Source organism: Streptomyces venezuelae, assembly GCF_008642375.1.
Lineage (GTDB): Bacteria > Actinomycetota > Actinomycetes > Streptomycetales > Streptomycetaceae > Streptomyces > Streptomyces venezuelae_G.
Map to the genome: position 1 here is coordinate 1752934 of NZ_CP029194.1, position 15607 is coordinate 1768540.

The window sequence follows — 15607 nt, forward strand, 5'->3', positions numbered from 1 at the left end:
CCGGTCAGCTCGCCGGGTAACGGTCGATGGCGGGCGGCGTCGGGGCGGGGACCCCGGAGAGGCCGAGGGTGGCGTCGTAGGCCTTCTTCCAGTCGCCGTTCTTCTCGTGGGCGGCGATGGCGTCGTCGAGGGCGAAGCGCAGGGCGTTGTCGCCGTGCGGGACGCCGATGCCGTACGGCTCCTTCGAGAACGGCTCGCCGACGACCTTGAGTTCGTCGGGGACCTTGGCCGCGTACCCCATGAGGATCGTGTCGTCGGTGGTGACGGCGTCGACCTGGTAGGTCAGGAGGTTGTCCACGCAGACGGAGTAGGTGTCGTAGGCGACGAGTTCGGCCTCCGGGTAGTCCTTCTCGATGCGCTGGTACGGGGTGGATCCGGCGGCCGAGCAGACCGTCCTGCCGTCGAGGTCCTGGGGGCCGTCGATGTCGTGCTCGTCGGTGCGGACGAGGAGGGACTGGCCCGCCTCGTAGTAGGGGCCGGCGAAGCCGACGAGCTTCTTGCGGTTGTCGTTGATGGTGTAGGTGCCGACGTAGTAGTCGATCTGGCCGTTCTGCAGGGCGGTCTCGCGGTTGGCCGAGGCGATCGTGCGGAAGTCGATGCCGGCCGGTTCAAAGCCGAGGGAGGCCGCCATCATCCTGGCGATCTCGATGTCGAAGCCGGAGTAGCGGCCGGTGGCAGGATCCTTCTCGCCCATGTACGGCTGGTCCTCCTTGGCGCCGACGACGAGCCGGCCGCGCTTCTTCGCCCGGTTCCAGGTGCTCGAGCCGGGCAGGGTGAAGTCCGACTGGACCTGGTAGACGGGGAGTCGGTCGGGCTGCGGGCCCTTGACGGGCGGGCTGCCCGGCCGGCCGCAGCCGCCGAGCGCCGCCGCGGTGGCGAGGAGCAGGGCGAGCGCGGCGAGGGTCCGGTGCGTACGCTGCATGGTCTCCGCCCCGCTCAGTGCGTGAGGATCTTGGAGAGGAAGTCCTTGGCGCGCTCGCTGCGCGGGCTCGTGAAGAACTCCTCGGGGGTGCGGTCCTCGACGATCCTGCCGTCGGCCATGAAGACGACCCGGTTGGCGGCGGACCGGGCGAAGCCCATCTCGTGGGTGACGACGACCATCGTCATGCCGTCCCGGGCGAGCTGCTGCATGACCTCGAGGACTTCGTTGATCATCTCGGGGTCGAGCGCGGAGGTCGGCTCGTCGAAGAGGAGGGCCTTGGGGTCCATGGCGAGGGCACGGGCGATCGCCACGCGCTGCTGCTGGCCACCGGAGAGCTGCGCCGGGTACTTCTCGGCGTGCGCGGCGAGGCCGACCCGGTCGAGGAGTTCGCGCGAACGCCGGTCGGCCTCCTCCTTCTTGCGCTTGCGGACCTTGATCTGCGCGAGGGAGACGTTGGCGAGGACGGTCTTGTGCGCGAAGAGGTTGAAGGACTGGAAGACCATGCCGACCTCGGCCCGCAGCCGGGCGAGTGCCTTGCCCTCGTCGGGGAGGGGCTGCCCGTCGACGACGATCTCGCCCGACTCGACGCGCTCCAGCCGGTTCATCGCCCGGCACAGAGTGGACTTCCCGGAGCCGGAGGGACCGATGACGACGACCACCTCGCCGCGGCCGACAGTGAGGTCCACGTCCTGGAGGACGTGCAGCGCGCCGTAGTGCTTGTTGACGCCACGCAGTTCGATCAGCGGATCGACGACGGCCATACGCTGCCCTGCCCCGTTTCTCAGCGGTGTCGCGGTCAGCGCAAACTATCCACCAGAAAAAGGGACTTCACGCCCGACACGCATGAAACCGGAATAAGCCGTATTTACTGCAAAAGGGTGGCGGTCGGCACGGCTGCGGAGGGGTCGGGGGGTGCGCCGGGTCAGTACTCGGCGGACTCCGCGTACACCTGGTACAGCTCCGGCGCACCGGTCATCGCCCAGTCGAGACCGGCCTCGACGACCTGGATCTCCCGGCCCGAGGCGAGGCGCACGACGGGGCCGCCACCGGGCCAGACCTGCCAGCGGGCCCCGGGGACGTTACGGACGATCACGGTGCCGAGGTAGAGACCGGCGTCGTTGCCGATCCAGGGAAGCTCCTCCGGGTCGTCCCGCCAACGGGGCGGCAGCTGGTCCAGATCCTGGAGGGAGCGGGGGCTGTCGTCGAGCACCACCCCGGACTCCTCGACGCGGGCGCGGAGCAGCTCGCACTCGGAGAGCAGCTCCCCCACTCCCTCGGGGTCACGGTCGAAGGCCGCGGCCAGCGGCCCCTCGGAGTCCGAGGTCTCATGACGCTTGCGCCAGTGGTCCAGAAACGGAATGTTCATCCGAACAGCCTCGCACCGTCACCTGCGGGTCGACCACCCGGCGCGCGGAGATCATCCCGGCGCGCGCCCCGGGCCTCACCTGCGGCGAAGTGTCCCGGGGAGCGATCGGCGGGTGTGCGAGGCGCTCTAGACGTCGAGGTCGACCACGACGGGAGCGTGGTCCGAGGCGCCCTTGCCCTTGCGCTCCTCGCGGTCCACGTAGCTGTCCGAGACCGCCTCGGCGAAGGGCTTGTTTCCGTACACCAGGTCGATGCGCATGCCCTTGTTCTTCGGGAAGCGCAGCTGGCGGTAGTCCCAGTAGGTGTACGGGTGGTCGTACTTGAGGGGGCGCGGGACCACGTCGGTCAGACCGGCCTCGCGCAGGCCCGCGAGCGCGGCCCGCTCCGGCTCCGTGACGTGCGTGAGGCCCTCGAACTCGGCGATGTCCCAGACGTCCTCGTCGGTCGGGGCGATGTTGTAGTCGCCGAGGACGGCGAAGGGGCGCTCCCCCGCCGCGTCGTCCGCGACGGCCGCCTTGAGCGCGTCCAGCCAGCGCAGCTTGTACGCGTAGTGGTCGTGGGCCACCTCGCGGCCGTTCGGCACGTAGACCGACCAGACGCGGACCGGGCCGCAGGTCGCGGAGATGGCCCGCGGCTCTTCCACGCCCTCGTACTCCGGGCCGCCGGGCAGGCCGGTGACCACGTCCGCGAGGCCGACGCGGGAGACCAGGGCCACGCCGTTCCACCGGCCGGTGGCGTTGACCGCCGACTCGTATCCCAGCGCGCGGAGCTCCTCGGTGGGGAACTGCTCGGCGGTGCACTTGGTCTCCTGGATGCACAGCACGTCGGTGCCGGTGCTCTCCAGCCAGGCCAGGAGGCGGGGCAGCCGGGCGGTGATCGAGTTGACGTTCCAGGTGGCGATGCGCATGGACGCAAGCCTACTGGCGGGGTGTGACAGTCGGCGGGTTCAGCACTCGGCCCCGGTGCCCGGTCTCCGTGCCCGGCTTCAGAGCTCGGCGGACGCGCCGGGGGCGAGGCGGGAGTGGTCGGTGCCGCCGAGGGCGCCGATCTGCCGGTCGTAGATCGGCCGGGCGACATCGGCGAGGTAGACGTCGTGGATGTCGTACGCCCGGCGCGGCCGGACCTCGCGGACGTAGTCGATGACCTCGGAGATCTTGTTCCAGGGGGCCATGACGGGCAGCAGCAGGGTGTCGACCGGCCGGTCCGGGACGGTCAGCGCGTCGCCGGGGTGGAAGACGGTGCCGTCGTCGACGAGGAAGCCCACGTTGGTGATGCGCGGGATGTCGGGGTGGATCACCGCGTGCAGCTCGCCGTGGACCTGGACGTCGAAGCCGGCGGCCGTGAACGTGTCGCCGTGGCCGACGGTGTGCACCCGGCCGGGAAAGGCCGCCGAGAGCTGTTCGGCGACGCTCCGCAGCGTCCAGATCTCGGCGGCCGGGTTGCCCTCCAGGGCGGCGCGCAGCCGGCTCTCGTCGAAGTGGTCCGGGTGCTCGTGGGTGACGAGCAGGGCGTCGGCCCCGAGGACCGCGTCGTCCTCGGTGAACATCCCCGGGTCGAGGACGAGCGTCCGTCCGTCCTTCTCCAGCCGGACGCAGGCGTGGGACTTCTTCGTCAGCTTCACGCGGCCAGGTTACGCGGGCGGGGTCGTCTCCTCCCGGATGACGCGGGTGACCACGCGCAGCGCGGACTCGGCGGCCGGGAAGCCGCAGTACACGGAGGTGTGGAGCACGATCTCGCGGAGCTCGTCGGGCGAGAGGCCGTTACGGAGGGCGGCCCGGGTGTGGTCGGCGAGCGCCTCGTGGTGGCCGCCGGCGATGAGGGCCGTGAGGGTGACGGCGCTGCGGGTGCGCCGGTCGAGGCCCTCGCGGCTCCAGACCTCGCCCCAGGCGTAGCGGGTGAGGAGTGCCTGGAGGTCGCCGTCGGAATCGTCGGCGAGGGCCCGGTCCACATGGGCGTCGCCGAGGACCTCGCGGCGCAGGCCGAGGCCCGTCTCGTAGGGGTCGGGCCGGCTCTCGGTCTCGGGCTCGGCGGGCGCGGCCACGGGGGCGGGCTCGGCGGCGGGGACCGGGACGGCGGGCATCGGCGGCACGGTCAGGGTGCCGCTGGACTCCTGGGCGGTGCCCGCGAAGTGCTCGGTGAGCAGGTCCGTGACGGCGGCGGGCTGCTCGACCGGGGCGAGGTGGGAGGCACCGGGGACGACGGCGAGCCGGGCGTCGGCGATGCCGGCGACCAGGGTGCGGGCCTCGGCGGGGCCGGTCACCTGGTCCTCGGAGCCGACGAGGACGAGGGCGGGGATGCCGATGCTGCCGAGTGCCTCGCGGACGTCGAAGACCGCGAGGGCCTCGCAGGCGGCGACGTAGCAGGCGGGGTCGGTCGTCCGGACCATCTGGACGGCCCAGTCGACGATGGCCGGCTGCGCGCCCGCGAAGAGCGGGGTGAACCACTGCTCGGGGGCGGTGCGGGCCATCGGCTCCAGGCCGTTGGTCCGGACGATGACCCCGCGCTGGCGGAACTCGTCGGCGGTGCCGAACCGCGGCGAGGTGGCGACCAGTGCGAGCGAGGCGACCCGCTGGGGTGCGCGCAGCGCGAGGTCGAGGCCGACGGCGCCGCCGAGGGAGCAGCCCGCGTAGCCGAAGCGCTGGACGCCGATCGCGTCGAGGGTGGCGAGGAGCCGGTCGCCGAGCTCGGCGACGGAGGTGAAGGGCTCGGCCGGGGCGCCGCCGTGACCGGGGAGGTCGAACCGCACGACCCGCCACTCACGCGTGAGCTCGGGTATCTGCCGGTCCCACATGTGCCAGGTGGTCCCCAGCGAGGGCCCCAGCACGAGGACCGGAGCGTCCTCTCGCCCGTCAGAGCGGTACTGCAAGGTGTTCGGTGGTGTCTCGCTCATTCGCCAGACCCTCTCATATGGCACCGGCCTCCAGGGGAGCGGGGGCGGTGGCGGCGCCGCGAGCCGGCGCGCGCGGGCGACCGCGACGGGCGGCGGAGCAGGAGGAATCGGGATTCGCGAGAAGCATTCCGTCCTGTCGATCACCTCCGGGTCATGAGCTGGTGAGCAGAACTTCACGAGGACTTTTCCGGAACGGGAGCGTGGTTTCGCCTCGGAGCACGAGACGCCATTCGGACCGGTGGTCGAGAGAGGACGCGGCCGAAAGCGTCGCCGGTTTCCGCGAGTTCGGCCGGCCGGGTATCGGTACGGGAAATTCGGCTGCCGAGATATCCGGAACGGCGGGCCGATAGGTTTCCGGGACGCGTACGGTACGCGAATGGCGCACTCGTACCGTACGCGTACGGCGAATTGACTCATCGCCCGGCCGACTCCGGCCGTTTCGGCGGCGTACGGGGCGAGACCGGTCCGGCCTTCTCGTACCGGCCCTGCGGCCGACCGTCGAGAATGCGTCACCCGCGCGCGGCTCACGACCGCATCCGCATGTCCCGACGGATTTCCGGAGGGCCGGAACGGTGTTCTCGGGTATTCCGCTGTCAGGGACGTCTCACCGCGGCGATGAACGCCGCTCCGAGTACGCAGGCAATGGCCGCCGTGAGATAAGCCAGGTGGTATCCCGTGAGCTGGTCGCCGCTGGTCGCCGCGATCAGCACCATGACCGCCACTCCGACACTGGCGCCGATCTGCTGCGCCACGACGTTCACCGCGCCGGCGACCGCGTGCCGCTCCGGCTCGACCCCGGTGAGTGCGGCGGAGGTCATCGAGGGGAAGTTCAGTCCCTGGCCGATGCCGCTGACGACCAGGCCCGGGAGCACGTGCAGCAGGTAGGCGCCGTCGTCCGGCGTGCTCAGCCACAGCCCCGTACCGACACCGATCAGGACGAGTCCGACGGCCATCAGCGTGCGCGGAGTGTGCCGGGCGAGGAGCCGTCCGGTGGCGAAGTTGGCGGTGAGGAAGACGGCCGCCGACATCGGGACCAGCGCGAGACCGGATTCGAGAGGCGTGTAGTCCAGCATGCCCTGCAGGTAGAGCGGCGCGAAGAACAGCATCCCGACCGAGCCCATGTACTGCAGGAACGCCGCCAGGCTCGCGGCCCGGACGGACGCGGTCCTGAAGAGGCCGAGGGGCAGCACCGGGTCGGGCGTGCGGTGCTCGCGCACCACGAAGAACACCAGGCAGGCCGCCGCCGCGAGGAGCGCGGTCCAGGCCGCCGCGCCGTGGGTGCTCACGCCGACGACCAGCAGCGTGAGGCCGAGCGTGCCCGAGATCGCGCCGGGCAGGTCGAGGCCGCCGCCGCGCCCGGCACCGCCGGGCAGGCCGGCGCGCGTCGCGGCCAGCACGAGGAGGCCAAGGAGGACCGAGAACCACAGCACCGACCGCCAGCCGAGGAACTGGGTCAGTACGCCGCCCAGGAGCACCCCGCCGCTGAAGCTCGCGGCGCCCACCGCGGCGTACACGCTGAGTGCCCGGTTGCGTGCCGGTCCGGCGGGAAAGACCTCGGTGAGCAGGGCCAGCGCGGCCGGGCCCGACAGGGCCGCGCCGATGCCCTGGACCGCCCGCGCGCCGAGCAGCACGGCCGTGTCCGGTGCCACGGCGCCGACCAGGGCGGCCAGGGTGAACAGGGCGACTCCGCACTCGAAGACGCGCCGGCGGCCGAGCACGTCGGCCAGGCGGCCGCCCACCAGGAGGAAGCCGGCGAAGGTCACCGCGTAGGCGATCATGACCCACTGGAGCGTGGTGTCGTCGAGGCCGAAACGTGCGCCGACGGACGGCAGAGCGGCGTTCAGGACGCCGAGTCCGCTCACGTCGAGCGCGAGCGCTCCGGCCAGCACGCCGAGGGCCAGGCCCGGCCTGTGCCGTGGCATCACGTCGGTACCGGTCATGCGTCACCCGCCACCGTGACAGGCGTGTACGGGGGACGCCCGGATAAAACGATGTCGATGTCGGCCGACACCGGTGTGTGGTTCATGTATTTCATGGCGAGCAGCTTGCAAGGTCGTTCGCCCGCTGTCCAGTCCGCCTCGTTTCCTGTCATCTCCGAACCGCTTCAAGGCCATTGAGCGAGTCGATCCGGTCAGTCCGGGGCCAGATCACGCCAGCGCACCATCCGACCCGTCAAGCACCCTTGTCTCGCCATTCCCAGAGTGGCATCGTGATGTTGGTCGGTCGGGGCAACTACTTCGTCATACGGGCCATGTCAGCCCGCTAGTTCCAGTCCTGGAATCGCAGTCGCGGAGCGACGCGACCAGGAGACGCGCGATGCATGCCCGGCGGCCGGACCGCCGGAAAGCAGTCTTGAATCAGATCCCGATCCGCATCAGCCACGATGACTCAACGGGAGTCATTTCGAGACCGCCGGCCCCGACCGTGCCCACCGGCACGGCCGCAGGTGCGCCGCGGTCACCCCCACCAGCCCTGCTGAGGAGCCGTCATGCCCCAAGAGCGCGCAGAACCAGATCCGCGTGCCATAACGGAGTTTCTTCTTTCTCACGTCGTCGAGCTGATGGATCTGCCCAAGGACGCGGTGGACCGCTGGACACCGATGCACCGATACGGTCTCGACTCACTCAAATTCACCCGTCTCGCCACCTCCTTATCCGAATTCGTTGGCTGGAAAGTCCCTGTCACCTGGATGTGGCAGTACCCCTCCGTCGACGAGCTGTGCCGTGCGCTCGTCGAGGGTCCCCGTACCGCAGGGACCTCCCCCGGCCCCGCCCCGGGCGACGAGCGCCGTGCCGCCTCGCACGAGCCCGTCGCGATCGTGGGCATCGGCTGCCGGTTCCCCGGCGGACCGGACCCCTCCGCCTTCTGGAAGCTGCTGTCCGAAGGCCGCGACGCCGTCGGCCCGGTGCCGGCCGCGCGCCGGGAGCTGCTGCGCGGCTCGGCCCGCTGGGGCGGGTTCATCGACGGCATCGACCAGTTCGATCCGCTGTTCTTCGGCATCTCACCCCGTGAAGCCGTCCAGATGGACCCGCAGCAGCGGCTGATCCTGGAACTGGCCTGGGAGGCGCTGGAGGACGCGGGGGTCGCCCCCGACAGCCTCGTCGGCACCGAGACCGGTGTGTTCATGGCCTCCTGCTGGGGCGACTACGCCGCGCTGGCCCACTACCGCGGGCCCGACACCCAGATCACCCCGCACACCGCGACCGGCATGCACGACGGCATCATCGCCAACCGCGTCTCCTACGTCCTCGGCCTGCAGGGCCCGAGCATGGCCATCGACGCCGCCTGCGCCGGGTCGCTGGTCTCGGTGCACGCGGGCTGCCAGTCGATCTGGCTGGGCGAGAGCGAGCTGGTGCTCGCCGGTGGCGTGAACCTGAGCTTCGTCTCCGACTACTACACCGCCATGGACGCGATGGGCGCGCTCGCCCCCGACGGCCGCTGCAAGTCCTTCGACGCCCGCGCGAACGGGTACGTACGCGGTGAGGGCGCCGGGGTCGTCGTCCTCGCCCCGCTGAGCGTGGCCCTCGAACGCGATCTCCCCGTGTACTGCGTGATCAAGGGCAGCTCCTCCCAGAACGACGGTCTGAGCAACGGCATGACCGCGCCGAACCCCCAGGCGCAGGAGCTGATGCTCCGCAACGCCTACCGGCGGGCCGGCATCGCGCCCTCCCTCGTCGACTACATCGAGTGCCACGGCTCCGCGACGCCCCTCGGCGACCCGATCGAGGCCAACGCCATCGGCGCGGTCCTGGGCGGTGACCGCGCGGAGCCGCTGCGGCTCGGCTCCGTCAAGTCCAACGTCGGGCACCTGGAGGCGGCGGCCGGCATCGTCGGCCTGGTCAAGCTCGCGCTGTCGATCCGCAACGGCGTGCTGCCGCCGAGCCTGCACTACTCCTCCCCGAACCCGCAGATCCTGTTCGACGAGTACAACCTCACGGTCCAGGACCGGCTCACGCCCTGGCCCCGGCGCTCCGACGCGCGCCGCGGAGGCGTCAGCTCGTTCGGCTTCGGCGGCGCGATCTGCCATGTCGTCGTCGAGGAGCTGCCGCGGTCCGAAGGCAGCCTCCTCCTGCTCTCGGGGGACTCCCGGGAGGCGCTGGCCGATGAGGCATCGGCGCTGCTGCGGGACGGGAACGACCTGCGGGCGATCTGCCGGCGCACCCCCGGCGAGGGGAGGTTCCGGCTCGCCGCCGCCGCCCGTGACCTGACCGAGCTCAGGACGCAGCTCGACTCCTTCACCGCCGGCGCCCCCGTCGCGGGGCTGAACGCCGGGGAGGCGGCCGCGCGCAAGCCGCGGGTGGCCTTCCTCTTCTCGGGCAACGGTTCGCAGTGGGTGGGCATGGGCCGACAGCTGCTCGCCGGCAATCCGGTGTTCCGCCGGTCCATGACCCGCTCCGACAAGCGGATGCGGGAGCTGCTCGGCTTCTCGCTCGTCGAGCAGCTGATGGCGGCCGACGGCCGGATCGACGACATGGACGTCTTCCAGCCGCTGCTGTTCTCCCTCCAGGTCGCCCTGTCCGACACCTGGCGGTCCCTGGGCGTGGAGCCGGACGTCGTCGTGGGCCAGAGCGTCGGCGAGTTCGCCGCCTCCCACATCGCCGGTGCCCTCGACTTCGAGGACGCGTCCCGGCTGGCCGCCCACCACGGCCGCCTCCTCCAGCAGCTGGCCGTGGGGCGCGGCGACGGGATCGTGGTCACGACCGGCGCCGACGCCGTCCGGCCGTATCTGACCGGACAGCTCACGATCGCCGGCCACAACGGCCTGAACTCGACGCTGGTCACCGGCACACCGCAGGAGATCGACGAACTGGTCCAGCGGCTGACCGACGAGGGCGTCACGAGCCATCGGGTACGGATGGGCCACGCCCCGCACTCGCCGCTGGTCGACCACGTCCTCGCCCCGCTGAAGGTCGAGCTCGACGGCATCAGGCCGCGGTCCACCCGCGTCCCGATGGTCTCGACGGTCACCGGCGCACTCGTCGACGGCACGGAGCTCGGGCCGGACTACTGGGCGGACAACCTGCGCCAGGAGATCCGGGTGGTCGACGCCCTGACGACCCTGCGCGACCACGACATCGACGCGGTCGTCGAGATCAGCCCGCATCCCGTCCTGCTCAAGTCCGTGGCGGAGATCCTGCCGGCGGCGGCCACCCTGCCCTCTATGCGGCGCGGCACCGACGAGGCCTGGACCCTGCTCGACTCGCTCGGCGCGCTGTACGCCGCGGGTCACCCCGTCACGGCCACCCCGTTCCTCGCGGGTGACCGGGGACGGCACGTCACGCCCGGCCGGGGCGAGGCCGCGCCCGACGACCGGGTGCACCTCGTGCCCGTCACGGCACGCACCGAGGAGGCGCTGGCCGACACCTGCCGCGAGCTGTCCAACCACGTCGAACGCGACCCGGGCCTGCGGGTCTCCGATCTCGCGTACACGCTCGCGACCAGGCGTACGCAGCACAGCCGGCGGATCGCGCTGTTCGCCCGCAACCGTCAGGACGTCCTCGACGGACTCGCGCGGGTCGCCGCGGGCCAGCCGCACCCCGACATCGTCACGGGCACGGTCTCCGGGAACGGCGACCGCCGGGTGGCGCTGGTCTTCTCCGGCGGGGGGACGCAGTGGGTCGGCATGGGCCGGGAGCTGCTGCGCTCGCACACCGGGTTCCGTACGTGGATGACCGCCTGCGACGCCGCCGTGCGGGCGGCCGGCGGCTGCTCGGTGCTCGACCGGCTCGCCGCCCCGGCCGACGAGGCCCGGTACGAGGAGATGGACTTCCAGCAGCCCGTGCTGTTCGCCCTCCAGGTCTCGCTGGCGAAGGTCTGGCTCGGCCTCGGCATCGAGCCGACGGCGGTCGTCGGACACAGTCTGGGCGAGGTCGCCGCCGCCTGCGTCGCCGGTTCGCTGTCCCTGGAGGACGCCGCCCGTGTCGTGGTCGCCCGCTCGCACCTGCTCGAACGGAAGGCGGCGGCCGGGGCGATGATCTCGGTCGACCTGCCGGAGCAGGAGCTGATGCCGAGGCTCGCCCCGTACGCGGAGCACGCGGCCGTCGCCGTGGTGAACAGCCCCACCAGCGCGGCGGTGTCCGGCTCGCCCGAGGCGATCGACGCCCTGGAGGCCGATCTCCGCGAGGCAGGGGTCTCGACCAGGAGGATCCGCGTCGAACGGCCGGTGCACAGCCCCGGCATGGACCCGCTGATCGAGCCGCTGCGCGAACTCATCGACGGAATCAGCCCGTTGAGCAACACGATCGAGTTCCGTTCCACCGCGCTCGCCGACACGGTGGACCCGGTCGCGGACGTCGACTACTGGGTGCACAACCTGCGCAACCAGGTGCGGTTCGCCGAGACGATCGGTGCACTGGTCGACGAAGGCGTCGGCACGTTCATCGAGATCGGCCCGCACGAGACCCTGCGCGGCGCGGTCGAGGAGATCGCGCTGACCCGTGGTGCGCAGGTGCACACGATCAACTCCCTGCGGCGCGAGGAGAGCGACGTCCGCTGTCTGCTGGGAGCCGCCGCGTCGCTGTACGTCAGGGGTCTGCCGCTGGCCTTCGACTCGCTCTTCGCCGACGACGCCGAGGTCGTGGAGACCCCGCTCGTGCAGTGGCAGAAGGACCGCTACTGGCTGGACGCCGCGCCGCTCCCCCAGGTGGGGTCCACGGCGGCCGCCGGGACCGCGGCCGTGACGGAGTCCGTGGCCGCGAGCGCGGCCACGACCGCCACCGCGCCCGTCGCCGGTTCCGTCGCCGGTTCCGTCGCCGTCTCCGTGCCGGACAGGCCGCTCGCGGAGGTGGTCCTCGACGAGCTCGCCGAGGCGCTGGGCGTGCCGTCGGGCCTGCTCGACGGGGGCGCCGGTCTGCGGGACTTCGGCCTCGACTCGATGCTCGCGATCCGCCTCGTGAACAGGCTCCAGTCGCTGTTCGGCCACCGGGTGTCGCCGGTGGTGTTCCTCGACGGCCGCTCCATCTCCGAGGTCGTCGCCCACGTCGTCGAGACCGTCGGTCCTCCCGGCACCACAGCGGGGCCCGCTCCCGCGCCGGCGGTCGAGGTGAGGCCGGCGCCGACGGCTCCCGAGGCCGGGCCGGCCCGGTCGTTCCTGGACGACCTGTCCGCGCTGGACGCCGAGGAGCTGGTCGAGGAACTGGCCGCGCGCGGGCTCCTGGAGCCCACCGGCGCACCGGCGTCGGAGCAGCTGCGCACCGACGGCCTCGGGTTCGAGGTGGCGGCGGCCTCGCACGGCCAGGCCTCCCTGTGGTTCATGCAGCAGGTCTCGCCGGACTCCGTGCCGTACAACTTCATGGTCGCGGCCCGGATCCGTACCGAGGTCGACGAGAAGGCGCTCGACGGCGCCGTGCGCGCCGTGATGGAGCGGCACCCCGCGCTGCGCACGCTCTTCGTCGAGGCCGGCGGCCGACCGCACCAGGTCGTCCTGGACGAGCCGGTGTACGAGTTCCTCGTCGTGGACAGCTCCGAACTGGACGACGAGGAGGCCCGCGAGGAGCTGGCCGAGTACGGGCACGAGCCGCTGGACCTGGACAACGGCCCCCTCGTGCGGGTGGTGCTGATGACACGCGGCCCGGCGGACCACTACCTGCTCGTACTCGTCCACCACATCGCCTCGGACGCGGCCTCGGCCGACGTGATGATCCGCGAACTCCAGGAGTTCTACGAGGGTGCCGACCCCGCCACCCGCGAACCGGTCGCCCCCTACACCGAGTTCGTGGAGTGGGAGCGGCAGTGGCTGGAAGGACCGGCGGCCGGCGCGGCGCTGGACTGGTGGTCGCGGAAGCTGGCCGACCCGCCCACCCACCTCGACCTGTCCGACCGGGAGCGGCCCCCGGGCGTCACCTACGAAGGACGTGACCTCACGCTCCGCTGGAGCGCGGAAGAGACGCGTCTGCTCCGGGAGTTCGCGGTACGCGAGGGCGTGTCGATCAGCACCGTCGTGCTGGCCGGCTTCTTCGCCACGCTCAACCGCGCGGCCGGGGTCGAGGACTCCGTACTGGCCACCGCCATCGCCCAACGCGCCGAGTCCGGCTGGGAATCCGCCATCGGCTACTACCTCAACACGGTACTGGTACGGGCGGAGCCTGCCGGCGACCGCACCTTCCGCGACCTGCTGGGCGAGGTCCACGCCTTCTCGCTCGGCCTGGTCGAGCACATGAACTACCCGCTCGACCTGCTGGCCTCCCAGCTGAAGCCGCCGCGGGCCGAGGGCCGCTCCCCGTGGTTCGACGTGGTCGTGAACTGGCTCTCGTCCGAGGCCTTCCCGCGGTCCGTGAAGCTCTTCCACGGCATCGGCGACACCATCGCGCCCGACGGCGCCCTCCCGCTCGAACCGCTCCAGGTGCGCAGGCACCTCGCCAAGTTCGACCTGGAGATCTCGATGGCCGACATCGACGGCGAGGTCGTCGGCCACATCCAGTACAAACCCAGCTATCTGGAGAAGGAAACCGTGACGGCACTGCTCGCGCTCTACCGCACCGTGCTCTTCGACTCGATCGCCCGACCCGACCTGGCGCTGCGGGACATCGCGCCGAGCGGGCTCCCCGAGGCCGAGGCCGAGGAGTCGGACCGGTGACCGAGACCCTGCACTCCGAGTTCGTCGAGCAAGCGGTCAAGAACCCGGGCGCGCCCGCGGTCTACTCCGACGCCGGCGTCCTGACCTACGGCGAGCTGAACGAGCGGTCCCGTCTGCTGGCCGAGCGGCTCGTGGCCGACGGCGCCGGACCCGGTGTCCCGGTCGGCGTGTGCGTCGAGCGCACGCCCGACCTGCTCGTCGCCGTCCTGGCCGTGCTGCGCGCCGGCTCCTGCTACGTACCGCTGGACCCGAACTACCCCGCCGAGCGGCTGGCCTTCATGGTCCGGGACAGCGGGACCCGGCTGCTGCTGACCACGCCCGCCTCCCGGGCCAACTGTCCGGCCGGACCGACCGTGGTCGTGCTCGGCGACACCGTGACGACCGAGCCCGGCGACCGGCCCGTGCCGGTCGTGCCCGAGGACACCGCGTACGTCATCTACACCTCGGGCTCCACCGGCCTCCCGAAGGGCGTGGCCATCCACCACGGCGGCTGCGTCGCCATGCTGTCCGAGATGGACCGGATCTTCGAGGGCCGCGACATGAGCGGCATCTCGGCGGCCAGCTCGGTCTGCTTCGACATGTCGGTGATGGAGATCTTCCCCGCGCTGTGCCGCGGCGGCGCCGTCGTGCTCGTGGAGAGCGCCGTGCACCTGCCGGACAGCCCGTACGCCGACCGGATCACCCACCTCAACGTCGTCCCGTCGGTGATGAACAGCCTGCTCGACGCCGGCGGCCTGCCGCCGAACGTGCGCACGGTCGTGTTCGGCGGCGAGCCCCTGCGGCGCAAGCTCGTGGACCGGGCGTACCGGGAGACCGGCGCCGACCGGGTCTACAACGCCTACGGTCCGACCGAGGCGACCGTCTTCACCTCGCACAAGTGGGTGCCGGAGGACGGGACCGACGAGCCCTCGATCGGCACGCCGTCGTCCCGTGCCCGCGCGTACGTCCTCGACGAGAACCTGAAGCCGCTGCCGGCCGGCGTGCCCGGCGAGCTGTACGTCGGCGGGGTCGGGCTCGCCCACGGCTACGTCAACCGGCCGCGCACCACGGCCGAGCGGTTCGTGCCGGACCCGTTCCTGGACGGCGAGCGCATGTACCGCACCGGTGACGTCGTCGCGCTCACCGAGGACGGCGAGCTCCGGTTCGGCGGCCGCTCGGACCACCAGGTCAAGCTGCGCGGCTTCCGCATCGAGCTGGAGGAGGTCGAGGCCCGGCTGACCGGCCGGCCCGGGGTCCGCGAGGCCGCCGCCGTCGTCCGGGGCAACAGGCTGATCGGTTACGTGGTGCCGGAGGCGGGCTCCCCGGAGGCCGACTCCCGGGACGGCGACGCCGTGTGGCTGGACGCCGAACGTCAGACGGCCCTCACCGGCGGGCTCGCCGCCGAGCTGCCCGACTACATGGTGCCGGGGACGATCGTGTTCCTGACCGCGCTCCCGCTGGCGCCCGGCGGAAAACTGGACCGCGGCGCGCTGCCCGAACCGCCGGCCGCCGACCCCGGCACACCCCTGAGGGCCGCGAGCACGCCGACCGAGGTGGCGCTGGCGGAGATCTGGGGCCAGCTGCTCGACCTCGAACCGGCGGGCATCGACGTCCAGGCCGCCTTCTACGACCTCGGCGGCGACTCGCTGCTGCTCGTCCGGCTGGCCAGGCTGATGACCCGGCGGTTCGACCGCCGCGTCCGCGTGCCCGACCTCTTCAGCTTCCGCGACATCGCCTCGCTGGCCCGCTGGCTCGACGCCGAGAGCGGCGCCACCCCCGAGATCGTCGAGTCGGCCCGCCGCCGCGCCGGCGCCCGCCGCGCCGCACTGCGCGGCCGCGCCGCCCCCTCCGACAGCTGACTCACCGTCATCTGTCG

9 protein-coding genes are annotated in these 15607 nt (G+C 71.9%); 2 read left to right on the forward strand and 7 right to left on the reverse strand.

What is annotated here, in order from left to right; translation table 11 throughout:
- Positions 1-4 precede the first annotated feature (4 nt).
- The 7 genes from DEJ46_RS07775 to DEJ46_RS07805 form a co-directional block, all read right to left on the reverse strand.
- Positions 5-922, reverse strand: coding sequence for a glutamate ABC transporter substrate-binding protein (locus DEJ46_RS07775; protein WP_150264813.1), 918 nt, complete (start codon positions 920-922; stop codon positions 5-7).
- A gap of 14 nt (positions 923-936) precedes the next feature.
- Positions 937-1683, reverse strand: a complete 747-nt coding sequence (locus tag DEJ46_RS07780; RefSeq protein WP_150264814.1) for an amino acid ABC transporter ATP-binding protein — start codon at positions 1681-1683, stop codon at positions 937-939.
- 161 nt (positions 1684-1844) lie between these two features.
- Positions 1845-2288 (reverse strand): DUF6278 family protein, encoded by a 444-nt coding sequence (locus DEJ46_RS07785; RefSeq protein WP_150264815.1) that lies wholly within the window; start codon positions 2286-2288, stop codon positions 1845-1847.
- Positions 2289-2414: 126 nt separating this feature from the next.
- The gene (locus tag DEJ46_RS07790) at positions 2415-3194 is read right to left on the reverse strand and encodes an exodeoxyribonuclease III (protein ID WP_150264816.1); all 780 of its coding nucleotides are present in this window, start codon (positions 3192-3194) and stop codon (positions 2415-2417) included.
- 78 nt (positions 3195-3272) lie between these two features.
- Positions 3273-3908 carry an MBL fold metallo-hydrolase gene (locus DEJ46_RS07795; protein ID WP_150264817.1) on the reverse strand — a complete coding sequence of 212 codons (636 nt, stop codon included), beginning with the start codon at positions 3906-3908 and terminating at the stop codon, positions 3273-3275.
- Positions 3909-3917: 9 nt separating this feature from the next.
- Positions 3918-5177 (reverse strand): alpha/beta fold hydrolase, encoded by a 1260-nt coding sequence (locus tag DEJ46_RS07800; RefSeq protein ID WP_150264818.1) that lies wholly within the window; start codon positions 5175-5177, stop codon positions 3918-3920.
- 593 nt (positions 5178-5770) lie between these two features.
- Entirely contained in the window at positions 5771-7117 is a 1347-nt protein-coding gene (locus tag DEJ46_RS07805; protein ID WP_150264819.1) for an MFS transporter, read from the reverse strand.
- Positions 7118-7737: 620 nt separating this feature from the next.
- Here DEJ46_RS07805 and DEJ46_RS07810 point away from each other — a divergent pair.
- Positions 7738-13752 carry an acyltransferase domain-containing protein gene (locus tag DEJ46_RS07810; RefSeq protein ID WP_411757729.1) on the forward strand — a complete coding sequence of 2005 codons (6015 nt, stop codon included), beginning with the start codon at positions 7738-7740 and terminating at the stop codon, positions 13750-13752.
- Positions 13749-15590 (forward strand): non-ribosomal peptide synthetase, encoded by a 1842-nt coding sequence (locus tag DEJ46_RS07815; protein ID WP_150264821.1) that lies wholly within the window; start codon positions 13749-13751, stop codon positions 15588-15590. Before DEJ46_RS07810 ends, DEJ46_RS07815 begins: the two co-directional genes overlap by 4 nt.
- Positions 15591-15607: the final 17 nt, after the last annotated feature.